The 23,619-nt window shown below is 43.4% G+C and carries 23 protein-coding genes and 1 pseudogene; 15 read left to right on the top strand and 9 right to left on the bottom strand.

Annotation, left to right across the window (positions count from 1 at the left end; genetic code table 11):
- The 8 genes from ACH6EH_RS19715 to ACH6EH_RS19680 form a co-directional block, all read left to right on the top strand.
- Positions 1 to 524 (top strand): IS3 family transposase (locus tag ACH6EH_RS19715; protein ID WP_397333527.1); only part of this gene is annotated, 524 nt, incomplete at its 5' end.
- Positions 525 to 625: 101 nt separating this feature from the next.
- Positions 626 to 901 carry a hypothetical protein gene (locus tag ACH6EH_RS19710; protein ID WP_208204741.1) on the top strand — a complete coding sequence of 92 codons (276 nt, stop codon included), beginning with the start codon at positions 626 to 628 and terminating at the stop codon, positions 899 to 901.
- 156 nt (positions 902 to 1,057) lie between these two features.
- Entirely contained in the window at positions 1,058 to 1,312 is a 255-nt protein-coding gene (locus tag ACH6EH_RS19705; protein WP_397333526.1) for a hypothetical protein, read from the top strand.
- A gap of 11 nt (positions 1,313 to 1,323) precedes the next feature.
- Entirely contained in the window at positions 1,324 to 1,956 is a 633-nt protein-coding gene (locus ACH6EH_RS19700; RefSeq protein ID WP_397333525.1) for a hypothetical protein, read from the top strand.
- 195 nt (positions 1,957 to 2,151) lie between these two features.
- Positions 2,152 to 4,590: an excinuclease ABC subunit UvrA gene (locus ACH6EH_RS19695; protein WP_397333524.1), complete on the top strand. Its 2,439-nt coding sequence runs from the start codon at positions 2,152 to 2,154 to the stop codon at positions 4,588 to 4,590.
- 65 nt (positions 4,591 to 4,655) lie between these two features.
- A complete protein-coding gene (locus ACH6EH_RS19690) occupies positions 4,656 to 5,660 on the top strand; it encodes a serine hydrolase domain-containing protein (protein WP_397333523.1) in 1,005 nt (334 codons plus the stop codon).
- 18 nt (positions 5,661 to 5,678) lie between these two features.
- On the top strand, positions 5,679 to 6,815 hold the full coding sequence (gene fabD, locus ACH6EH_RS19685) for an ACP S-malonyltransferase (RefSeq protein ID WP_397333522.1): 1,137 nt from the start codon (positions 5,679 to 5,681) through the stop codon (positions 6,813 to 6,815).
- A gap of 35 nt (positions 6,816 to 6,850) precedes the next feature.
- The gene (locus tag ACH6EH_RS19680; RefSeq protein WP_397333521.1) at positions 6,851 to 7,498 is read left to right on the top strand and encodes a 4'-phosphopantetheinyl transferase family protein; all 648 of its coding nucleotides are present in this window, start codon (positions 6,851 to 6,853) and stop codon (positions 7,496 to 7,498) included.
- A gap of 582 nt (positions 7,499 to 8,080) precedes the next feature.
- On the opposite strand, the gene ACH6EH_RS19675 is transcribed toward ACH6EH_RS19680, so the two are convergent.
- Together ACH6EH_RS19675 and ACH6EH_RS19670 are read right to left on the bottom strand one after the other, a co-directional pair.
- A complete protein-coding gene (locus ACH6EH_RS19675) occupies positions 8,081 to 8,650 on the bottom strand; it encodes a tyrosine-type recombinase/integrase (protein WP_397333520.1) in 570 nt (189 codons plus the stop codon).
- 1,266 nt (positions 8,651 to 9,916) lie between these two features.
- On the bottom strand, positions 9,917 to 10,183 hold the full coding sequence (locus tag ACH6EH_RS19670; protein WP_397333519.1) for a transposase: 267 nt from the start codon (positions 10,181 to 10,183) through the stop codon (positions 9,917 to 9,919).
- A gap of 107 nt (positions 10,184 to 10,290) precedes the next feature.
- On the opposite strand from ACH6EH_RS19670, the pseudogene ACH6EH_RS20265 reads away from it, so the two are divergent.
- The 3 genes and pseudogenes from ACH6EH_RS20265 to ACH6EH_RS19650 all read left to right on the top strand — a co-directional run.
- Positions 10,291 to 11,387: pseudogene (locus ACH6EH_RS20265) on the top strand (transposase); the annotation flags it as partial.
- Positions 11,388 to 11,677: 290 nt separating this feature from the next.
- On the top strand, positions 11,678 to 13,033 hold the full coding sequence (locus tag ACH6EH_RS19655; protein WP_397333516.1) for a transposase: 1,356 nt from the start codon (positions 11,678 to 11,680) through the stop codon (positions 13,031 to 13,033).
- A 437-nt stretch (positions 13,034 to 13,470) separates the two neighbouring features.
- Positions 13,471 to 13,980, top strand: a complete 510-nt coding sequence (locus tag ACH6EH_RS19650; protein ID WP_397333515.1) for a hypothetical protein — start codon at positions 13,471 to 13,473, stop codon at positions 13,978 to 13,980.
- 117 nt (positions 13,981 to 14,097) lie between these two features.
- On the opposite strand, the gene ACH6EH_RS19645 is transcribed toward ACH6EH_RS19650, so the two are convergent.
- From ACH6EH_RS19645 to ACH6EH_RS19625, 5 genes are all read right to left on the bottom strand, one after another.
- Positions 14,098 to 14,412 carry a hypothetical protein gene (locus ACH6EH_RS19645; RefSeq protein ID WP_397333514.1) on the bottom strand — a complete coding sequence of 105 codons (315 nt, stop codon included), beginning with the start codon at positions 14,410 to 14,412 and terminating at the stop codon, positions 14,098 to 14,100.
- Complete coding sequence (locus tag ACH6EH_RS19640) at positions 14,345 to 14,629, bottom strand: hypothetical protein (protein ID WP_397333513.1); 285 nt, start codon at positions 14,627 to 14,629, stop codon at positions 14,345 to 14,347. Before ACH6EH_RS19640 ends, ACH6EH_RS19645 begins: the two co-directional genes overlap by 68 nt.
- Positions 14,630 to 14,641: 12 nt before the next feature.
- The gene (locus ACH6EH_RS19635) at positions 14,642 to 15,625 is read right to left on the bottom strand and encodes an LCP family protein (protein WP_397333512.1); all 984 of its coding nucleotides are present in this window, start codon (positions 15,623 to 15,625) and stop codon (positions 14,642 to 14,644) included.
- Between the two features lie 367 nt (positions 15,626 to 15,992).
- The gene (locus ACH6EH_RS19630; protein WP_397333511.1) at positions 15,993 to 17,039 is read right to left on the bottom strand and encodes a DUF3427 domain-containing protein; all 1,047 of its coding nucleotides are present in this window, start codon (positions 17,037 to 17,039) and stop codon (positions 15,993 to 15,995) included.
- Positions 17,040 to 17,172: 133 nt separating this feature from the next.
- On the bottom strand, positions 17,173 to 17,382 hold the full coding sequence (locus ACH6EH_RS19625) for a transposase (RefSeq protein WP_397333528.1): 210 nt from the start codon (positions 17,380 to 17,382) through the stop codon (positions 17,173 to 17,175).
- A gap of 273 nt (positions 17,383 to 17,655) precedes the next feature.
- Between ACH6EH_RS19625 and ACH6EH_RS19620 the strand changes: the two genes are divergently transcribed.
- On the top strand, positions 17,656 to 17,970 hold the full coding sequence (locus tag ACH6EH_RS19620; RefSeq protein WP_397333510.1) for a hypothetical protein: 315 nt from the start codon (positions 17,656 to 17,658) through the stop codon (positions 17,968 to 17,970).
- A 67-nt stretch (positions 17,971 to 18,037) separates the two neighbouring features.
- Complete coding sequence (locus ACH6EH_RS19615; protein ID WP_397333509.1) at positions 18,038 to 18,967, top strand: hypothetical protein; 930 nt, start codon at positions 18,038 to 18,040, stop codon at positions 18,965 to 18,967.
- A gap of 679 nt (positions 18,968 to 19,646) precedes the next feature.
- On the opposite strand, the gene ACH6EH_RS19610 is transcribed toward ACH6EH_RS19615, so the two are convergent.
- Positions 19,647 to 19,862 (bottom strand): hypothetical protein, encoded by a 216-nt coding sequence (locus ACH6EH_RS19610; RefSeq protein WP_397333508.1) that lies wholly within the window; start codon positions 19,860 to 19,862, stop codon positions 19,647 to 19,649.
- A gap of 738 nt (positions 19,863 to 20,600) precedes the next feature.
- On the opposite strand from ACH6EH_RS19610, the gene ACH6EH_RS19605 reads away from it, so the two are divergent.
- Both ACH6EH_RS19605 and ACH6EH_RS19600 read left to right on the top strand, forming a co-directional pair.
- Positions 20,601 to 22,151 (top strand): pre-toxin TG domain-containing protein, encoded by a 1,551-nt coding sequence (locus ACH6EH_RS19605; RefSeq protein WP_397333507.1) that lies wholly within the window; start codon positions 20,601 to 20,603, stop codon positions 22,149 to 22,151.
- Positions 22,151 to 22,636, top strand: coding sequence for a hypothetical protein (locus ACH6EH_RS19600; RefSeq protein ID WP_208204563.1), 486 nt, complete (start codon positions 22,151 to 22,153; stop codon positions 22,634 to 22,636). Before ACH6EH_RS19605 ends, ACH6EH_RS19600 begins: the two co-directional genes overlap by 1 nt.
- Positions 22,637 to 23,019: 383 nt before the next feature.
- On the opposite strand, the gene ACH6EH_RS19595 is transcribed toward ACH6EH_RS19600, so the two are convergent.
- A partial coding sequence (locus ACH6EH_RS19595; RefSeq protein ID WP_397333506.1) for an IS256 family transposase occupies positions 23,020 to 23,619 on the bottom strand: 600 nt, incomplete at its 5' end.

The following is a 23,619-nucleotide window of genomic DNA, read 5'->3' as shown; positions in this document are numbered from 1 at the left end:
AACGAGACTTCAGCGCCTCGTCACCGAACCAAAAGTGGCTATCGGATATCACCGAAGTTCCTTGCTCGGATGGCAAACTCTATCTGTCCGCGGTGCTGGATGGTTACAACGGAGAGATCGTCGGCCTCGCCATGGACGACAACATGCGCAAGGAATTCTGCATCCAAGCATTTGAGAACGCGTGCAAGGCAAGAAACGCGCGCGGCATGATTGTTCACAGCGATCGCGGCAGCCAATTCACAAGTCAGGCATTCCGAGCGTGTCTGGCTAAACACGGTGCCATTCAGAGTATGAGCGGCACAGGGCGTTGCTATGACAACGCGAGAATGGAAAGCTTCTTTGCTACGTTAAAGAAAGAAAAGCTGTATAAGATTAAAACCGAACACCACCCGATGGCGCAGATCAAATCGATCATCTTTAGATATATTATGACCTACTACAATAGACGGCGCATCTACACTACGAATCCAGGGGGCTGGCCCCCAACGATTTACCGTGAAAGAATGCTGTCACACGCAGCTTAGCAACAGGATTTCTTCATGAGTGTGTTTTCAGACTGCACTTTTCTTGACAACTCCAATACTTATATAATGGTAAATATCGTAATTGATAAAGGGAGGCTTGTATGAGAAAGTTGAGTCCTAGCCAAGAATTATTTTTCAATACTCTACAGGAAATTCAAGAAGAGGTAGTTCAGACTGCTGTGAGTAAAAGTAGTTGTGAAAATGCTGAGAGGCTATTGTATGATGTAACTTATGACACTATATATAGCATAATGGAGCTTATTGACGGTTACACAAAAGATACTCTCCAGTTAGATATCATTGAAAAAGAAAGCAAAAAGTCCTTGAAGGAAAATATCCAATTACATGATGTTTGCGTAGATTTCATCAAATCATGAAGTTGAAATAAAAGAACTAGGGGAAAACCTCTAGTTCTTTTTAACTAATTAGACTTAGGAGGATTCTCTTACCAGACCGGCAGTATTACGTATGGTTATAATGCAGAGAACGAGCGGACCTGGATGAACGTGAAGGGCCAGACCACTCTTTATGTGGTGAATCCGCATGCAGAGTACAGCCAGCTGCTGCTGGAGGCCGATGAGGCGGGCAGAGTGAGCGCCGCCCATGTCTACGGGCTCGGCCTGATTGGCCGCGAGAGCGCAGACGGGCGCTACCAAAGCTACCATTACGATCTGCGCGGCAGTACGACACGGATCACAGATGAAGAAGGCGACGTCACCGACCGCTACACCTATGGCGCCTTCGGTATGAAGCGGCTCGTCAGTTGCAAGAGATGGGGCAGGCTGTGAATTCGATCCTCATGCTGGAATCCATTTATGTGGATGACACGATGAGGAAGGATTGGAAGGACATTCCTACCCTTCATTTGAAGAAAGACCGAATGTTCAGGGCTGTTAATCTGCTGCTCGCGTTCTCGTCAACAGAAGAATTAGTGCTGATTCCGGATACCGCATTGAACGTGGAGCTTGACGACGAAGCTTTTTTGGAGCATCTAGTCATGTTGGCTTTGGAAAAGGGAAGCGTGAAGTCAGCAAACCAATTGCGGAGATCCATTATTCAGTTGGAGAAGATTTTGCATACGCTGGATATGAGTACTACCATGTATGAGGCATTGCCGCTGGCTGATCCGGACTCTGTTCAGTGCTACTATTTCTGCAATCCGCAGGGAGCGTTGTTCGGAGAAGACGAATCCTATTTCCGGATCGTCGATAAAGGGCGTGTGTATGATTACCGCAGCTTTTCCGAGCAGTGGAAGGAGAAGCTGCCAGGATTAAACACGTTAAAGGTAGAAGCATCCAATCACTTGACGCTTCTGACTGAACCCCAATCCCAGGAGGCGATTACCGCATTTTGCCGGAAGCTGTACTCGGAAGAGTCTCTGTCCGATGAATACGTAGCATCGTTGTTAATAGAAGAGTATACCGTAAGTTGATTTCTGATCGATGATTGGGCCCCCTAAAGCAGACGATTGGTGTAATTTATCGTATGCGGAAGGGGGATTTTTTCATGAGCAATGGGTTACATATATTTCCAGCTTATAAAATTGTTAGGTTCGTTTACTTGAACTTTTTTTTAGTTTGATGTATACAATTCATGAAGGATATTACAAAGTTGGGAGAAGATTTAAATGAAGAGCATCCATATAAGCGGCGCCCGGATTCACAACCTCAAAGATATTGATATAACCATCCCGAAGAATAAGCTAATCGTCGCGACGGGGGTTAGCGGGTCAGGCAAGTCGAGCCTGATGTTCGATATTATCTTCGAGGAAGGGCGCCGGGAATATCTTCAGTCTCTTGGCATGTTCCCAGGACTCGAAGAGGAGCGGAAGTTCGACAGCATCTCCGGCATAGGCCCGACGGTTGCAGTGAAGCAGAGCATCGTTCGCCAAAGCAACCCCCGGTCAACTGTCGGTTCGAGGACCCATATTTTGAGTTTGCTCAGCCTTCTATATTCCAGTGAGGGACGGATGCTTTGCTCCGAATGCGATACGCCGGTTGGCGACGATTTAATCTGCAGACAATGCGGGAATGAGGAGGAGCGCCTGGAATTAGGTTACTTCTCCTATAACAATGCCAATGGAATGTGTATGAAGTGCTCCGGCCGGGGGGCCTATTACAATGTCAATATGGAGAAGCTGGCCCCGAATGATCGTATTACGGTAAGGGAAATATTCGAATCGATTGGAGTAACCCCGGGAATCGGCAGGGTATTGGAGAGAAACTTGAAAGAATATATGGATATGCCATATTCCCAATTACCCGAAGAAATCAAAGATGAAGTGATCAATGGCCATTATGTGAATAACAACAGCGATAACCAAAGCTTTTGCCTATCTAGAATCCTGCAAGGCCGCCATAAAAAAGGGGAGTTTATGAACGGGCTCTATGAATTGATGGCTTGCCCGGAATGCCATGGATTCCGTATTGGGGAAGAAGCGCGCAGAGTATTGATCAACGGCAAACATATCGGCGAAGTTGGGAAAATGACGCTATCGGAGGTTAAGGAATTTTTTGAGTCCACCTTGGAGCAAGGAGAATTGACCCAATTTGGCAAAAATATGCTTCAGGACATTTTTCGCAAGACCAATTCGCTGCTTTTGGCTCGTCTTGGGCATCTGTCTCTCTACAGAGAGATGTCATCGTTGAGCGGAGGGGAGATCCAGCGGTTATATTTGAATTCTCATCTGGAGTCAAAGATGGAGTCGTTGATTTATATTCTCGATGAACCGACAGTCGGCCTCCACGAATCCGAAAAAGCCGAGTTGCTGAAATCGATCTATGCGCTAAAGGAATTGGGGAACACCGTGATCGTCGTAGAGCATGATAAACGTACCATCGAAATGGCGGAGCATATTATCGATATCGGACCTAGAGCCGGTGTTGAAGGCGGCCGGGTTATCTATGAGGGGGATTACGCGGGGCTGCTGCAGTGCGAACAGTCGTTAACCGGTCAGTATCTCTCCGGTAAAGCCAAAATGCCGATCAGAAGGATAAAGAAGAGTACTCCTGAGGATAAGAAGTTGCCCCGACTGACCATTCACCATGCTAAGACAAACAGTCTGAAAGATGTCACGGTATCCTTTCCGCTAGGAGGTATCGTTGGTATTGCAGGCGTGTCCGGAAGCGGAAAAAGCTCCCTTATTTCGAATACGTTAATCCCTTTGCTGAAAAATCATTTTCGCGATCAAACCAAAAACGGCTCGGCGAATACAGAGGAAGCCGCAGCGGAGTATGAAGACGACTCCACACTGATCGAAACGATAGCGGAACGGCTGGACGGGGTGGGGCATCTTTCGGGCTTCACGGAGGTATCGCAAGCCCCTATTGGAAGAAATATCAATTCGAACCCGGTAACCTTCTTGAAAATATGGGACAAAATTCGCAAGCTGTTTGCTGATCAGCCCGAAGCAAGACGGTTGAGATTGTCCGCGGGCCACTTCTCCTTCAATTCCGAAGGGGCTTGCCCGGAATGCGGGGGGAACGGCCGCAAAGAGGTTTTTCCAGGAGTTAGCATGAAGATGTACACGATCTGCGGAAAGTGCAAAGGGAAAAGATACAACGACGAAGCTTTGCAGGTGAAATACAAGGGGAAGACGATTACTGAAATTCTGGATATGCAGGTTTCGGATGCCGTCTTGCTGTTTGAGGACAACAAGCCTATTGTCTCCACTTTAAAAGTTATGGAACGAATCGGCATGGGGTACATTTCCTTAGGCCAGCCGACCTCCACCATGAGCGGAGGAGAAGCGCAAAGGCTCAAGCTGTCCAAGGAAATCGGCAAGCAAAGGAAGGGCAATATCCTGTATGTGCTGGATGAGCCTACGACAGGGCTAAGCCTGTATGATACGGCCCAACTCATCACGCTATTGAATGAACTCGTGGAGAGCGGCAATTCCGTAATCGTTATTGAACATAATCATGAGGTTCTGGAGTCTTGCGATTGGATTATCGAGATGGGACCAGAAGGCGGCCAAGGCGGAGGAAGGGTTATTGCGGAGGGAACGCCTCAAGCTATGAAGCAAAATCCGAATTCTATCACCGGAAAATATTTGAATGTTGAGTAGAGAACGAAGAAATCACTGTATAGCACAAAGGAACGAAATCGAATATAAGGAGGACATAGGCTGAGATGAACCATGTGATTGATTGGGAAATTAAGGACCCGGCAACCGTCGGCATGCTGCCGGATAAGCTGAAAGAACTGGATAATGCGTTAAACTTTCAACTGGGGATTATTCATGGCATTGCCGTTGTTCGGAAGGGAAGCGTCGTGTATGAGAAATATTTTCGGGGCTTCGACGCTCAGAACAGCCACGACCTTACCTCTGTTACTCAATGTATTATGTCTGCTCTGATTGGAATTGCCATAGATAAGGGGCATATCCAAAGCGTAGACCAGAAGGTATTAGACTTTTTTCCGGATGCCTCAAGCCGGGCTGGCGACGTGCTGAAACGCTCGCTCACGATTAAACATCTGCTCACCATGACGGTGCCCTACGGCTGGAAGGGGAGCGAGCCCTTGGATCGGCTAAGAAGGCAAAAGAACTGGACCCTCTATATCCTTGATACAGTGGCTTCGAAAGGAAAAGCCGAGTTCCAATACAGTTTGGCAAGCGCGCATCTGCTGTCGGCCATCCTCACCAAGAGCACAGGGCTGTCTGCTCGCGAGTTTGCAATCAAGCATCTGTTTCAACCTCTCGGCATAAGGGAAATAGCGGATCAAAAAATGAAGTCCTTCTCCAAGGACGACGTGTTTGGGAATAACCTCACCGGTTGGATCAAGGATCCTCAGGATTTCAATACGGGAGGCTGGGGACTTACCTTAACTCTGCGGGATCTGGTCCGTTTCGGACAGCTGTATCTAAATCGGGGCAAGTGGGAGGATAAGCAGATCATCTCCGACAAATGGATTGAAGAGTCCATCAAGCAGCATTCCGAGGACTTCGGCTATTTGTGGTGGCTTCGGGAAGACAAGGGCATCGAATCGTATTTTGGGGTTGGAATCGGTGGCACGTATCTCTACTGCATTCCTGAGAAAGAGTTGGTCGTCACTATTTTATCCAAGTCCGACAAGATGATTATCGACCGGTGGGAGCTTCTTGAGAATTATATTATTCCCGCTATCGAACAATAACTAGAATAGGAGAATGATATGAGAACATATGTGTTTCCTGGCCAAGGCTCCCAGACGAAAGGGATGGGCGAGAAGCTGTTTGCAGAGTTCCCAGATCTGGTTGCCCAAGCCGACTCGATCCTAGGTTATTCCATCAAGACACTCTGTCTTGATAATCCGGATGGAAAATTGAACTTTACCCAGTATACGCAGCCAGCCTTATACGTAGTCAATGCCCTATCCTATTATAAGAAGCTCAAGGAGATGAACAGCAAGCCGGATTTCCTGGCTGGACACAGCTTGGGCGAGTACAATGCCATCCTGGCCGCCGGAGGCTTCGATTTCGAAACGGGCTTGAAGCTGGTGAAAAAAAGGGGGGAGCTTATGAACCGGGCTTCCGGCGGGGCCATGGCGGCTGTAATCGGGCTTACCGAGGAGAAAATCAAAGAGGTGCTCAGCCGACACGGGTTGGCGGAGATCGATATTGCGAATTTGAACTCGAATACGCAGATCGTCATCTCGGGCTTGGTGGCCGATATTGAGAGTGCCAAGCCGGTCTTCGAACGGGAAGGAGCCGTCTTTATCGCGCTAAATGTCAGTGCCGCCTTTCATTCTAGGCACATGCAGGGAGCCAAGGAAGAGTTCGAGGAATATTTGAAGGAATTTACGTTTGCGGAGCTTGCCATTCCCGTGGTTTCGAATGTCACGGCCAAGCCGTATGATCCGAAAGACGTTATTCCCCACTTAGCCAATCAGTTGCGATCTTCCGTACGTTGGACAGACAGCATACGATACTTGGTGAGCCAAGGGGACATGGTGTTTGAGGAACTGGGCCCCGGCAATGTATTGACCAAGCTGATCGATAAGATCAAAGGGGAAGCCCTGGCAATCCCAGTCCATGCTGTTCAAGCGGAAGGGGCCGGCACTGAGTCTAAGGTTGATCCGGAAGAGGAGACGGAAGGCAGAACGGCATTTGCCCGCAAAATTGCAGTTACCTATCAAAAAGTCGCGGACTGGAATAAAGCTTATCCCATCGGGACGAAGATAAAATGCCAGGGGTACGAAGACTTAAGAACCAGAACAGAAGCGATGGTGATGTTCGGCCACAGGGCAGCCATTTATATGGAGGGCTATAACGGTTATTTTGCCCTCGATGAAATTGCTCCTGCCAAATGACGACGCGGATTACGGTATTAAGGGTGCCTGATTCCTTGGACCCGCAATATTTGGAGATGCTTCTCCAAAAGGCAAGCGCCGAGAAAATCGATAAAATCAAAAGGTTCCATAGGCCTATCGATGCTTATCGTTCATTATTGGGAGACTTACTTGTTCGGGCCATCGTATCTATGGAGTACAATCTGCCTAATGAACAGATCCGATTCGGTTATCATCCATATGGGAAGCCTTATCTTCTTGATCAACCGCTCTTTTCGTTTAACCTATCCCATTCCGGTGATTGGATTTCCTTAATTTGGAACACTGCCGGTTCGGAAATCGGAGTAGACGTAGAAAAGATAGGGACGGCCCATATGAATATTGCGGAACGCTTTTTCTGTCGTGATGAATATATGGATCTATTAAACAAGGATGATAACGAAAGAACGGAATATTTCTTCAGGCTCTGGACCTTGAAGGAAAGCTATATCAAAGCAAGGGGGATGGGGTTGTCCATTCCTTTGAATTCATTCTCCTTTAAGCACAACCAAAATCGTTACTGGCATTCGCCTCAGGCTGGAGGATATTATTTTTACAGCGATCATTTGGATTCAAAACATCTTCTTGCTGCTTGTACCCAAGAGGATGACCTGTCCCATCCGATCATGGATATTCCCCTAGAATTTATCCATTGCCTTTGGTAATTACTTTGTCTTCTCTGCTCTTCAAGAGAAGCGTTTTCATCAAATGTAACACATTAAAGAAGCTGGCCATCCGTATTCGAGCATGCTCCCCTTTAAGTGGATATGTCTTATTAATAGTGTTAATGCCACTCCATAATGTCCGAAAAACGACCGTATCAGTTGTCCAAGACCTGCCTGTAATGCTGTCCAATAGGAATCGATAAATGGGAAAGCCGAGATTTTCATGGCTTTCCCATTCCATTAAACAAACCGAATTTGATAACTATCTTTATTTCTCAAATTAAACCGGGCCTCTCTCATAATCACGTAACAATAACGATCAAGTTCTATTCGGGATGGGATGCCACTAACGAAGTTCGAAACATTCCCCGCAATAAATGGGATACGCCTTCTCCTCGAGCTGGATAAACCAGATATTCGCTTCCCGATCATAGACCATCCGCTTCCACGGTTCGTTCATGACAATTCACCTTGAATGACGTGCCTCACCATATAAGAATGTCCCCGCCATTCAAAAGGTACATTTTGGCCATCGTATGCCGGAAGGTGTGGCAGGAGCCTCGTACACCCTGAAGCGCTGCCTTATGTAGTGGTCGCGGACAATTTTTTCAATGGCAGCTTTTCGCAATGTTTGTTGTTTAATGTAATCCAAACCTCATCTAAGGGTAGTGAGCCGCGTTCCTGGATATACTTTAAAAACGTCTTCATACAAGTAACTTGAATAGGAACGATACGGGGCTTCCGTCTTTTGCCCATTGGAATGCAAATGCTCTGATTTTGAAAATCAATATCCGGGAGCTTCATGTTGGTGAGCTCCATCACTCTCATCCCCGTTTCAAGCAAAACCAGCATCATGGCATAATTGCGCAATCCGGTGAACGTGGTTTGGTCGGGCTGCTCAAGCACGGTTCTAACCTGATCCTCCGTAAAGGTGAAGAGCATCTGATTGTTGGTTTTGATGACCTTGAGACCATCGGCAAGATTCGTTTCCATCATGCCGTCCAGCCATAAAAATCTGAAGAAGCCTTGGCAGGTGCGGATGCGGCCGTTTATCGTGTTGGCGGTTAAATTCTGATCGAGCATGTAATGAATCATCCGTTGACTCAAATCGGCAGGAACGAGCGTTTTGAGCTCTAGCTTGAAGTGATCCATAAAGTGCTCGAACGCCTGCAGATGAAAAATTTGTAAAAATCAATGGTGGTTGGTGCAAGATTGCGGTACCGGTAGTCGAGCAAGTATAATTTGGAGGCTTCGCGGAACTGCACACGCGGCGAAACGTTCTCTGGTAAAATGAACGATTGGCTGTCATAAACCTGATTATTTTTCATTCTGATTTTCATCCTTTCCTCGTCAAGGATTAGTGAGGGAAAGATTAGCGCGGATGCTGCGCATCGGTTGCACTAAACAATGCGGTATATGCGCTCGCTAAACCTTGCAAAATCGGCGGACAAACTTTCTTGAAAAAATGTTTGCAATCGGCGAGAAAACCTGATAGTATAACGCTTTTCGCTGTTTCGAGCGGAACGAATCACCTCCTAAGTACTCACCAATCTTAGGATCTGGCGAGAAATCGTGGGGGTTCAAGTCCCCCTACGTGCACCAACTACTAAAAAACTCTCAGATCATCTGATCTCGAGAGTTTTTTTATGTGCGCCACGCATGGCGCGTAGCTAGTCGGTGAGAAGCGAACGAGCATAGGTTCAGTAGTTTAGCAGGTGAGAAGCCTGCTTGGAAAGGCGAAAGCCACGCCACCAATAGCGAGTCTTGGAACTGCAATGGTAACATTGCAGTTTAAACGTAGACTGTCAGGATGCAGGCCTGAATGTGATGGAGCCTCGAAATCTAGAAAAATGGGAAGGTCGACGGTGTTCACTGATCGAAAGACAATACATGGTCAGGCGAAAAGGCAAGTCTGAAGAAGCTTCCCGGGGTCTAAGAGCCAGGCATGTTTACCAATGACTACTCAGCAACTCGGGAGGCCCTGACGCTCTTCTGCAAGTCAAGTACTCGTTAGGAACAACTGCAGGAGTATGGCAAATAAGCGGTAAAACGCAAGGATGCCAAACGGCAGTCAGGGAATCGGATCGCCGCATAGTACCTGTGAAGCTGGTGTAATGCTGGTGGAGGAAAGGCAGGCGATACAAAATCGAACTTGGTAAGGAAACATTTACCGCACACTGGGGTGGAGAAGAAATGGAAACGAAATTAACAATAATAGCGGAAATGGCAAAAGCCGACCCGAAGCTGAGGTTGACCTCAATTTCGCACCCTAGCGAACGTATGAAATGATGTTTTTCGATAAAAAGAGATATGGCGAACTCGTGTCGGATCCCTCTACAAAATAGGAATAGGTAACGTTCGCCTTTCTCCAAAGAGTTAAGGCTACTAGGTAGATTCTAAAATAACGTTCTTTTTATGCTATCCTTGTATGCCATATGTCCATCGAAATGGAATAGGGTTTTCATTGACTTCTTGAAGATACTTTTCAATCCGTTCCTTGAGTTCCGCTTTAGACTTAACACGAATATGTCGTAGGACTTGTTTGGTCATCTTAGCGAAGAATGTTTCTATGACATTCAACCACGAACCATGTTTAGGAGTGAAAATGAACTCAAATCGATCAGTGACTGTTTCCAGATAAGCTTTTGTTTCCTTAGATATGTGTGCAGAGTGATTGTCCAACACGATTTATATACGCAATTCAGGTTTGTAATGCGCATCAGGTTTCTTAAGGAAATCAACAAATTCCCGGCTGCGATGACGTTCTTCAACAGAGCCAATTACCTCGCCTGTTACGCCCCTACGCCAAAGATTGAGAAGTCATTCACCCCGAGGTGCCGACGGGCATTGCAGGCAAGGGATTCTTCGTGCGCTGCTAGTTGCACCGCTTGAGAATATCGATACATTTACGGGACTACATCGTCGTTTAAATTTCGATTTTCGCTTTCGCTATCAATGTGGGTTCGACTAGACCGTGAAGCTCCTTCGATCGCGACATTAAGTCGCGTATTCGCTGAATTAACCAGCAAGGGGCTAGCTAAGCGTCTGTTTGAAGATCTCGTAGAGCAATGTAAGGAGGAAGCAATCATCCACGGAAGCGATGTTGCGATCGGTATTGCAGCGATTCATGCTTATGAGATGAAGCAGCCAAAACGGAAAAGCGAACAGACTGGCAACGCTAACTGGGCGCGAAGTTCGACTCGTTTGGCAACAAGGTCAAGTGGTTCGGTTACAAGCGTCATCTTGCCGTTGACACAGCAAGCGAGCTACCGATGGCGTCTGTGTTACGCCGGCTCATGTCAATGATGGGGATATGGCTCCGTCACTCATCAGGCAAGTGGCTGAGGAGACGAAAGTGAAGTTCTTTATACTTGATGCTGGTTATGACCAACTGAAAAATTATGAAGCAGCACGGAACGTCAAGGCTCAAGCCATTATTCTGATGAATCTTCGCAATGAGAAGGAGCCGCCTGCAAGTATGACATCCAATGGTACGCCTTGCTGCTCAATGGATTTCCCGATGACCTATTGGGGCGCTGATGGGGATCACTTGAAGTTTCGATGTCCCTACGCCACAAGAAAGGTCGACTGTCCACTCGGCAAGGCGTCATGCTCAGCTTCCAATTATGGAATGGTCGTCAAAGTCGATACGAGAAGTGATTTAGGGCCCTATTCGAGTCCACATCGGGACACGAAATACTGGAAGAAACTCTATAACGAAAGAACAAGTGTGGAACGCTGTTATTCCCGATTGAAAACCTATCTAATTGCAGATGCTAAGCACGTCTGGGGCATTCAGAAGGTAACAACACACCAATACCTGAACGCCATTGTATTGCTCGCTTCTGCGATAGCAATGGCTCGTAAATCTAAGAAAGCTGCCGCTTAATTTTTTTGATTCGCCAGAAAATTCTGCAAGTCTGCTCATTTTTGCCCTTCAAGTCAGTGAAGCTGCAAAATTTGCCAGGGATTCTACGGCGTATTTTTCAAAAACAGAATTATGCAAAATGCTCAACTAATAACCTGTCGTATTCATTGCTAATAATTACCTATGTGAATCAATTTCATAATTTTCAAGCCTTGACCTGACTGACTTTTCAAGCATAGAAAAAGGAGAACCTCCCCAAATCTCGAAAGTGTTAAGTACGACCAAAACACAGAGACAAAGGAGGAACTCCCATGCCATATATTCGACACGAGAGCTTATTTTCCCTTCAAGTGTTATACGAAATGGAGCAAAAAGATCGTTTTAAAGCGATTTTCTCTGCGGTCGATATCACTCCTGCTTTACGTGCAGTTCGTAAAAAGTCTCTTTATGGGGCTCCTGTTGAAGCGAATTATCAGGCTATGGTTTATTCATTAATCGCTAGGATCGTAGAAAGAATCCCAACGATTAAGGACTTAATCAAACGGCTTCGTGAAGATATCCTGTTCCGATTAGACTGCGGGTTCACCCTCGCCGAGAAGATCCCTTCTGCGGCTTCGTATTCGAGATTAATCAAAAAAATTAGTCAGAGTGAAGCTCTGGAACAGATGCAAGAACAAGTCGTTCAGCAAGCGATGACGGAGGGTTTCATTTCGGACGATACGATTGCCATCGACGGCACCCCTATCGAAGCCCGCGATCAGGCGCCGGCAAAACCAGAACAGGAAGAAAAGCCGAAGCCCAAGAAACGTGGGCGAAAGTCCAAGGCAGAGCGCGAAGCTTGGTTACGGAAAAAACAAGAAGAAGAGGAACAAAAGCCTATTTATGAAAAGGAAATTGCTGCTCAGCTTTGTCAGTCTTACGATACCTTACGAAATGAAATGCCACGGGCTCCTCAGTGGGGCGTCAAGAAAAGCAGTGAAGGCAAAAACGTATTTTGGTATGGCTACAAAGGTCATTTAGCAGTCGGAACCCGGAGCCAGTACATCCTGGGAGCCTTGCTCTCTTCAGGAAACTTGAACGATGGGAAGGCTGCGATTCCTTTAATGAAAGGAATTATGGCTCAATTCAAATCCTACTCCTACAAATATGCAGCCATGGACGCGGGGTACGATTACGAGCCCATTTACAAGCAAGTTCGTTCTTCTGGAGCTCAAGCTGTGATTGCGTACAACCGACGACGAGAACCTGAGCTTGTAGGGTTTGACGAGCATTTCGCGCCGACTTGTGTCAGAGAACATGCCTACCGATACGACAGCTATGATCCCAAGTACGAGACGATAAAGTACGTCCGACCGAAAGAGTGTCAAAACTGTCCCTTGGCACAGGATTCGCTATGTCAGAAGGTTTACAAGATGAAGATCACAATAGATCTACGAAAGTATTCTGCTCCTGCACGAGGGAGTAAGTCATGGAAAGAAGTGGCCAAGAAACGATCTGCCGTCGAGCGCGTGAATGCATACTTGAAAGAATATTTTCAATTAAACAATGTGCGGCACCGGACAGGACAAAAGGCCAAAGCGCACTTTAACTTGGTTACGTTAACGTACAACGCCATGAAACTGGCTAACGACCGATTAAACCAACAGCACCAAGCCCAGGCTGCCTAGAATTTAAAAATTTGATTGCAGATTTTCGGTTAGTGCAAACATGGGCGGCAATGCATTATGAAATTGATTCATTTAGTTATGAAAAAAAATAATTGGTCATCAACTAGTAGATGTCTCATCCTAAATGTAATAGGTCTAGCAGCGATTGCAGCATCTTATTTTCTATTAAAAGATGTAATCGTGTTTATCATGCTTATATCACTCGTAGTATATACAGTAATAACTATTTTAGTTCACCGTTTAAATGATTAATTTTAAAAACCTTATTTATTAGGACTTTTATCCTTCTTTATTTTTTAATTGTGACTTTTTAGGATGGAATGCGTTTTTAATATTTAAAGGGATTATTTAGTTTAAATGTAATTGAATATATAGGGAGGTTTAAACATGGCTAAAAAAAAAGCATGGGGATAGCTTTAATAATCAGTTTAGCACTAATGTCTGGCTGTGAAAGCTCTACGAAGACCAAAGAAACAAATATTCAACCCAAAGATATTCAAACATATAATATGATTGTTAAAGAGGTCTACAACGATAATATTCCATTTGCACAGGATGGAATCTTTTACACAGATTCTGGAAAGATTATTGTAGGTTTAAAGGAAGAGAATGAAGATACTAAACAACTGAAAGAAAAACTTGAAACAAAGTTGAAAGATAAAGTGAAATTCATAGAAGTCGAATACTCAAGGTCAGATCTCAATCAGGCTTTAAATAAGTTGAAAACAAAATTGAAGGAAATTGATGATGCTGGTATAAAAATGACTCATATCGGAGTGGAAATTTCTGAACAAAAAGTCATTTTTGTTTTTAACGAATTTGATAAACAACAATTTAAAGACATAAATGATGTTGAAAAATTCATTGAAAATTTAGTTACAAAACAAGAGAAAGAGATGCTTGATATTACTTACAATCCTGGCATGAAAACAGAAGTTGGAGGATAAAAATTTGCAATACAAATTAAGGCTCATCCAACGTCTGCAGTGCCCAATCAGGGTTTGCTCGCTGGTACGATGCGCAATTGTAGGTTTTATCAATATGAATATATTAAAACCGCATAGTCAGGTCTGACACCGGACTACGCGGTTAGTTTGTTTAGAGTAATTTTTTTTGCCGATGAAGACAATTCCTATATTTATTGCCAGAATAAAGAAAAACGATATCCCGTAAATACCCGCTTGTACAAGCTGAGCGAGTCCATCAGGAGCACTGCTCCAGAGCCATATGAACCCTGCAAGCAGAATAACCCCGTTTAAAAGTGTAGCAGTCAATAGGGTTTTTAAGCTGCCGTGCTTAATACCCCGCACACTAATAACAATCGTAAGGATCAGAGAAAGAAATATAGGCGCCAACAATTTCATTAAATCCTCTTCCAAGCACATCACCTCCTACATCTAAATGTAATATAAAAATGAGTAAATTTGTGGTCGTTTTTCTAAGTTTTATCCAAGAAACTCCTGCGCCTCCACGCTGTACAAGGGGACTCGTTCCGAACCAAGGCTCATCCCCGCCAAGATTTTGACGCTCCTTAGTATATTTCGTGTTGGATACATCAAAGTTAGTGGGGGTGCCTTTCTTCGTTCCGTCTATCATTAATTTCTATCCCTAATTTTTATCATTAGGAAGCATAAGATTTTCTTTATCTATCTCGCTATCTAACCAATTTGATATTAGGTTTTGTGTATAATCTAAATCTTCCGTATCAACATCATAGTACCAAGTGCTGCCGATCATTTTCCCGTTACCATGTAACATGTAGCTTTCAAAATCAGGGGGCGTATCATTTAAATACAAGGTTTCAGCTAAACTAAAAATAAAATCAGGATGCATATTTGTAGTGAAGTTAGAACCAGCTATATCAATCAAGTCAGGAACTTTTGTAATATTTTTCAGTTCTAACACTTTATCCATCATGGATTTTATAAAGATACGTTGGCGTTCAGTACGTTTAAAGTCAGAATCCTCACGATAACGAACGTAATTCAAAGCATCTTGGCCATCATAAATCAATTTGTTAGGGTCTATTCTCAATTTTATATGTACTGGATTTTTATTTTCAATCACTTCTGTGATAGGAAGCTTCACTCCTCCAACAGCGTCGACGAGATTTATGATTGCATTAAAGTTTACAGTTCCATAATAATTAACTTTTGTTTTTAGCAAGTTCTCAACCGTGTCTATAGACATTTTTTCCTCTCCATAGGCGAAAGCTGAATTAATCTTTGATTTTACATCCCTTCCTATAATTTCAGTGTAAGTGTCCCTTGGGATAGAGACTAATAATACTTTATTATCTTTAGGGCGAATTACTGAATATATGATAGTATCTGATCTACTGGCTTCTTTGCCGCGCTGATCTATCCCAAGAAGAAGTAAGGAAAAAGGTTCATTTTTGAACGATTGATTATCGCTATCCTCGTATCCTACTGCTTTGTAAGATTTATCTAGACTTGTTTTTAAATCTTCTTTTAGTAGCGAATTAAAGGCAAATATAGATAATTCTTTTCTAAAAAGATAGCCAACACCAGCCATCATAATCAGGATTAATAAAGAGAGATAAATCCATTTCATTTTATTAGTTTTTCTCACGCTTTTAAGATTCCTTGACTCCATGAAACTACACAACTCCTCAAGAAGACATAAAAAAACTGTACCTTCCAATATCAAGCTCAATCATTTATATGATTGAGCTAGGGAAACCCCGCTAATCTTCTATAGCAGAAATACTTATATGCATTACTTTTTACTGTATTAATTTGGATAATATATCTCTATGCATATCCCTATTTTAGCGTAATTTCCAAAAAAAACAACTATTTCCTTGGAAAAATGTACTACTTATCGATTTGTACTCGCTCAAAATCCAAGTGCAAGTTAGCTAAGAAGCAGAATTCCCTGATTACACATTTGGTGCATTATTCGGAGGAGAATAGTAATGTCCGTTAGTGCATAATTCTCAAGTCAAATACCTATAAAGCTTGCTATCCACAGACTGCTCCAGTACTAGATTCATATGCACAACAGAAATCAATTTGCCGTTATTATCGAGCATAGACCCCTGGACCGCGCTTTGAGGATCGGGATGAGCTTTACCCAAATAATAGAACTCCGTTCCTTCCGCATCGTCCTTTTTGATGAATACGTGCAAGTCGATTCCCCGCTCGTCTGCCTCAAGGATTGTTCGGACTTCTTCCGATTCCAGAGTTCGTCTGCTTCTTGTCGACCACTTCAACACCTCTGGAGAAATGAATTCCTCCTGATAGTTCGTGCTTGCTTCAACCCCTTCATGCTTATGATAGCTGACAAAGATGGGGCAGGTCTGATACTTCGTCTTGTACCCATACATGGTGGAGCTTTCATCACTCAGCCAATTGAGCAGCTTACAGGAATCCTTCCGGGAATACTTTTTATAGAGCGTAAGGTGTTCATGGCAATCATATTGCTCCGTGATATGTGAAGCGGTTTGGATGATATCGGCAAGCATGCCCCTAAAGTACTCATTGTTCTGCATGGACTGCGACAACACCGGATGAAATACAAACTGCTGCGCCTCCGTGAATACGACGACGGGGTTGTCACCATATTTCTTCCTTGTCGGCTCTGTGAAAAAGGACATGTCCAGCACACGTTTCACGGAATCCAGTGTTTGCGAATCCACAGAACATCTATGCTCACCAAGAGCGTGGACCCATTCCTGGGCTGTAACACGACACGCTGTGAGTAACTGGCTCAGCAAAACAATCTCATGCCTGCGTTTACCATTCAACACTTCCGCCGACAGCATAATTAAATACTTTTTCTCTTGATCGGTTAGTGAAGGAACTGGCTCTTTAATCTTTTGCAAAAAATGATAATAGCTCCCGTGCTCATCTGAGAAAATCAGCGGATCGATCGAGCCGTGCTCCAAGTAATCCAGGTGCGTAGGGATGCGGTTTAAACGGTTTTTGAGCTGGATATATTCTTCTCTCAGGATCTTCAGCGCGGTTAAGTTACTATTGCTCATCGATTGAAAGACTGAAGTTTTGAATTACATTCGAATTACATTCGAATACACATTTGGTCATAAACTTCGTTTGCTCTGGAAATCACCCGTTTCATAAAGGCAAGCTATGTTGATTCTAATGTGATATAACTTCTTATAGAAATTTCCATAGGCCTTCAATTAAATTGAAATCTGGTGAATACCTTGGCAGAAAAACGAACTGCAGCCGGGAATGCTCCTGTAATTTGATTTGTACTTGTTCAAGGTGATGATTTCGGCCATTATCTAAGATCATCACGATGTTGCCTTGGAGATAGGATTGAAGTCCGCGTCCAGAACGGGAATAAAAAGCTGGAGTATCAATCGCTGACCATCGCAGTAGAGTACGTGGCCCGTCTCATAGTAGAATACGCCAAACAGCTTCTTTTAGGAGTGGACGATTTTAGAACGAGTAGTTCTTTATTTCACAATAGTGTATACGGGCAGACAGTCAAGCACTGATTTTGAGGTTTTTAAAATTTTTTCGTAACTTTTATTAAAACTATTGTTATATAGTATGTAACCAAAAAAAACAGAAAAGGAGGAAAGTGTGTCTTGATGATCGTTGGTATAAAATGTTTAAAAAACTTATGAGTGCATGATTTTTATTGGTATGACATTTTCAGTTACTGTTTATGCTTCCGATAACAGTGAGGAAGAAGGCGTTATTGTTAAAGAATACTCTTATGTTGATGAAGAAGAAAATATTGTTTTAGTTCAAGAGAAGGCTTATAACCCACTTTCAAATGGAGAAAATAGTAAGCTTTTAGCAGCAGCCCCAAACTGGAATGCTAAAACGGAGTTGGGGAAAGCCTTCAAGTTTCCAGTTCCACAAGCGCAGTTTCATTCAACTGGTACCTCAACTTCATGTATCCTAATACTAGAAAAGACTCAACAGGTTGGTAAAGGTTAATTTAATAAAATAGGGAGGCGGGGGGAGTTAACACCTTCCTCCTTATTGTAACTTAGGATGTGAGTAGATGATTAAATGGACAGCTTGGCCATTGATGATTCTTGTTTTATTGATCGCTGCCGGATGTTCAGGGGATAACGAAAACAAACCAGATAATCTGGAAGAAAATATGCTGCCGAATGCCAGAGAAGAACAAGGTTTTTCACTGGGTTTTTACGATCAAGAGATGCAAATTGAAAAGGAACGGACATTTGAAATAGAAACAGACGATTTCTTGAGGAACATACTATTTAGAAATAAGACTAATATGGACCGTTCTTTTACACTTATCATTTTTAGTAACGGTGAACAGAAAGAATTTATAGTGAACGGCCAACGAGAGAAGGTCTACCATTTTAACCTCGAAAGTCAACAAGAAGCGAACATGCTCGTGAAATTGGTGAATATTGAAGATGGATTTCATGCTGTAGATTATATTATTATGGAGAACTCAGACATTGTTATAGATTCAAATGATCTTACTGTGGCTGATGAACTTTCGAGGATATTTAATGTCAGAGTTAATTTGTTTAAAGACATGAATTCGATACCGACGGAACGCCCTTCGTTGACTCAAATAGGCGAAGACTTAACAGAATCACGAGTCGAAGGTTTACTGATCAATAAGCACGATAAATTATACAGTGCCTTATTGCAGACAGAGAGCAAAGAAACGGTAGTGTTCGATTTGGTTTACGGTAATCTTGGAGAGGATCATTTGGATTTTTATTTGGTCAGCCTCATTGATTGGAAGCAGGAGAGAATGAATGGTAGTTTAAAGATTTACGACGATCTGGCGAGTCAGGAAAATAAGAAAATGAAGGTTTCCGTTGAAAATCCGAAAGAAGGAAACAATCTAAGGGTAATTATGCTAACCAATCCGTTTACGCCTCTCACAGAAGAGTCGCCTTTTACTTCAAGCCCCAAGGCAAGTTTTAAGCTAGAATTAACAAAATAACCCTAGGCATCTCATTCCCAAGAAATATGAACTCTTCCTGCTCATTTTTTAATAGTCGCTCCGTTTCGGAGCGGCTTTTGTGCGCTTGGCGGTGCATCGTACTAACGGGTGAAAGATCCGAGCACGCCGTAAAGATGGCGGAAGTGCAGAACTGACTGGTAGTGCGTTGGCCGCGAGGCAGCGTGCGGAGAATCAGAAGGTAAATCCCGGACAAGCGGCGACCAAGTTGGCTATCGAAGTCGGATAACCCTGCAAAAAAGGGACGTCCCGTACCATCAGAGACTTGCATACGAAGGGATAGTAGCGAAGAAGTCTGCAGGAAAAGCCGCAAGATCCGGTTTGACCGCATGAACGGGAAACCGCTGTATGGAAGAAGCGGATAACGACTTGATTGTATTGCTGAATGAGATCGTCCACCATTTTAGAACGGTGGGTGGACATAAGAGACATGGCTGATAATAGTCGTCATATCAGGTGTGCTTTTTCCCAAAGTACGGCACATTAGCTTCAGTAATAAGGCTTAACCACTCCTGCTTTATACGCTTTAGATTGACCTAATGGTTATATTGTTCCACTCCCCATCCTAATAGAAACCAAGGGTGAAGCGGGATTTCACTAACCCGGACAATGGACTCTATGACATCATATTCACCGGATTGTACTAAAGATTCGAATTGATCTATAGCATGAATGGACTGCGTATTCGCAGCTTGAACAAATTATAAATGTAAAAACGTCCGGAGATCGAGTTATGCTTACCATAGATTCCTTTTAAGATCGTAATGAACTGCTGCATGGTTGGATCCGGCGATTCAATAGATACCGAAGCAGTTCCTGCTGTATTTAGTTGAAGCGTCAAATGCCGTTCAAGCTTAGCTGAGCCAGGATTGAGCATTGAACAGGCTCCGAGCGATTGTTCTGTACTCCGAATGAATATACGTCTTAGTTCTAAAGACCGAATCATCTCTTTTCTCAAAAGCTAGTGAGTGTTTTTCGCTCGTTGATGGCAGTGTGGATGTGATCAATGAAGTAACGGACTTGTGAATTTTGAGCTTTTACAGTGGGGTCGACCGTGAGTTGATGGTGCAGCTTTCTGGCTTGGTGTCTGCTTGCTAAAGTCTTGATTTTCTCTATTAAGAGTTTGGTCTCGTGTGTTGTGATAAATCTAACGGAAGAGATAGCGTCCACCAGCATCCTAAGCTCGTAAACCTCGAATTTTCTGTACTGGTGATAGTAATAGTCAGTTTGTGCGTCCTTGGCTTCTTCAATCTGAAATCCGCTGTCGCGTAGATCATCTATAGTGTTTCTAATGGTATTCCTGGATACCTTATAATCACTTCCAAAGTGGATTTTGAGCTGATTTGTAATTTCACTTAAGACATTTCATGTTCTTCATCTGTCTGATTAAACAGTATATCTCTGATCTTCATGGATCGTTGGAGATTTGTGATATCTCGCATGGCGGTTCAGCTCCTTTCTTTGATTAGCTTCTAATCTATTTTATGATATGTATAGGTCTCATTGGTATACTATTTTGAAAATTTTGGAATAGTAGAGGGCTTTGTACCCTTTCCCGGTTAATAGTAGATATGGTAAAAAGGTAGTTATCTAAAACTTACGGAGAGGTCATGATATGTCAAGGATATTAGTTCCTCCTGAAGTGCTGCTGCAGGTAGCTGAGCAGTTTGAACGGGGTGCCCATCATCTCGAGAGGATGAATAAGGCTTTAAACCACAGCCTTTCCCAGATGTCAGAGGAGTGGGAAGGGATGACCCGGGAGCGTTTTTACGGTGATTTTCATCGGGCCGCCCGCGAAATCAATCAGACCCTGGAGCTTATGCAGCAGGTTCACCTCGAGCTAAAACGTACGGCAATCAAGTTCAAAACCTTGGACAGCAATTTGGATCCGAACGGCGTAAACTCTTTAATGCTCGCAAAATTTGAGGGAATGTCAGCGGCGGGAGCGGAAGGGCTGTCAGCAGCAAATGCCCAGTCTCCCGATCGTACTTTGCTGTTTGTAGATAAAGATGGCCAGACCGTAGCTGAGTTCAGCAGTACATCTAAGCTGGAGGATATAATAGGCGAGTATCGGGAAGATGAAGAAGGAAACGTTTATTTTGCAGGACAAAATGGGTCCCAACTTTCCGTTAACACCGAGAATTTGGACCAGCTGCTGGAGCAGTATAAGAATCTTAAGGAATTTTTCACGAGATCAGAAATACTGTATAATCCTCGGAGGAGTGCAGCTGACTTTCTGCAATATGCGGTGGATGAAGGGTATGATCCGGTCACCTTCGAATGGATGGGGAATTCTCCGAATCCAGATGCCCAAAATGTTGTGGATTTTAACCGAATGAGAGGTGAGGTCAATTACAAGTACCACTATGAACCGATCCATAGGAAAATCCGCGATACGGCAGATACTGCGCTGAATATGATCCCGTTTGTCGGCACGGCGAAAGGACTCATAGAGCTCTACACCGGCAGGAGTATGATAACAAATGAAGAATTGTCACTTATGCAGAAAGGCTTCACCGTAGCCTCGATGATTCCATTCGCAGCCGCGTTCCGGCCGATGGGGAAGTTGTCCAAAGGGTTAGGTAAAGGGGCGGACATTGGAGATGAAGCAGCACAAGCGGGCAAGCCCGTGGATGATGTGGCTGAGGGAAGGGGGAAATTCAATGATCCAATAAAAACGAAAACGAATAAAGGTGTAGAAATTGAATTTGATAATCCGTACGGTAATAAAATAATGTGGGTTGAACAAAACCCTAAGAATATTCCAAGCGCAATCGAAAGTGCAAAGAATAGCAGCAATATTGGTAAAGCTATTGAGGGTAAAGTTGGAGATTACGTTCAGCAAAAGGTAGATGTAATAGGGTTCAGCTTAAAATTAGACAATATATCTACTGGTAAACCATCAGGAGATATTGATGTCATGACACACAATCAAATTATTGAAATTAAAAAGTCAATGTCTGCTGTTAAAATGGATCAAATCGATAAGTATGTTAATCCAAGTAACTCTCAATTCTTTAATTTTGAGGGTAGAGAGATTGTACTGTATATTGATGAGATTATTGATATCTCAAATCCTCAAACAGCTAAAATGATTCAAGAAATTAATAGTAAAGGTGTAAAAGTTGTGAATTCGCTCGAAGAGTTAGGGGGAGTATTGAAATAATGGGGATGTCATCTTTTTTATTATTTAAACGTGGGGAAAGTAATCCAGCAAATGATTTGCTGAGAGATCTTAATAAGATATGTGTAGAAGAGAATCTTTTCTTTGATAGTGATGAAGAAAGTTTCGATAGTGATGGGGCACTAAAATACACACGAGTATATATAAGTGACTTGCCATTTAGAGAGGATTATTCAAGAACTCTTAGTTTTAGTGTGTATGATGAACCATATGAATATCAATTAGTTAGTTTTAATTGGGATGATACTAATAATGAATATTTTAAAGCAGTAGTATCTGACGATTTTGATGATAATGAAGATCTATTATTACGATTTTTCCACGCTATACTTAAGATCTATCCGACATCAAAAATATGGATAGAGGAAGAATGGTTTTATACCCTAGAGGACTTAGATAATATTACTAATATGCCGTACATGAGTGATTGGTGCTATAAAGATCCAAGGGAATTAGCTCAAGGTTAGCTGTGATAGCAGATGATCTGCAAAAATGAGCTTCAAATAGGGCTGCCCAGCGCCCCAAGTGTTTGGATTAATTATCTAATTAAGTGCTTAGTAAACCAATAGATTGGCAGAGGAAGGTATGGAGTTGTCAAGAAAAGTGCAGTCTGAAAACACACTCATGAAGAAATCCTGTTGCTAAGCTGCGTGTGACAGCATTCTTTCACGGTAAATCGTTGGGGGCCAGCCCCCTGGATTCGTAGTGTAGATGCGCCGTCTATTGTAGTAGGTCATAATATATCTAAAGATGATCGATTTGATCTGCGCCATCGGGGGGTCTGTCAATAAGTTTGTGTAAACTCTAAATCAAGAGTTCCCCTGTTAATGTTAAGAGAAGAAGATGCTCTTTAAGGCAGATGCTGGCCAATCCGTTCAGGATAAAAGACGGATAATTGAAGCAGGATCTGACCCCAGTTTTGGACTCGGCCTGTCCACTTGCGGGTGACATCGACCGTCACCAAATAGAGCATTTTGAGCAGCGATTCATCCGTAGGAAAGATGCTTTTCCCTTTCGTTACTTTACGGAGTTGGCGGTGGTAGCTCTCAATCATATTGGTCGTATAAATGAGCTTACGAAGCTCAGGTGGGTACTTAAAGAACGTGGCGAGTTCTTCCCAATTATTGCGCCAGGAACGGACAATGAGTGGATATTTGGCGCCCCAGATCTCCTCAAACCGATCCAATTCGAGCAGAGCCATGTCCTCTGTTGTGGCCTTGTAGATGGGCTTTAAATCCGAGGTCACCTTCTTGAGATCTTTGTAGGATACATAACGGGTGGAGTTGCGGATTTGGTGAATGATACATTTTTGGATTTCCGTGTTGGGATAGCAAGCTGAAATCGCTTGTGAGAAGCCTGTAAGGTTATCTACACAAGTAATGAGAATGTCCTGAACACCGCGATTCTTCAATTCATTGAGCACACTAAGCCAGAACTTTGCAGACTCATT

The sequence above is a fragment of the Paenibacillus sp. JSM ZJ436 genome (assembly GCF_044383795.1).
Taxonomy (GTDB): domain Bacteria; phylum Bacillota; class Bacilli; order Paenibacillales; family Paenibacillaceae; genus Paenibacillus_AQ; species Paenibacillus_AQ algicola.
This window is presented reverse-complemented; position numbering and strand designations above follow the sequence as displayed.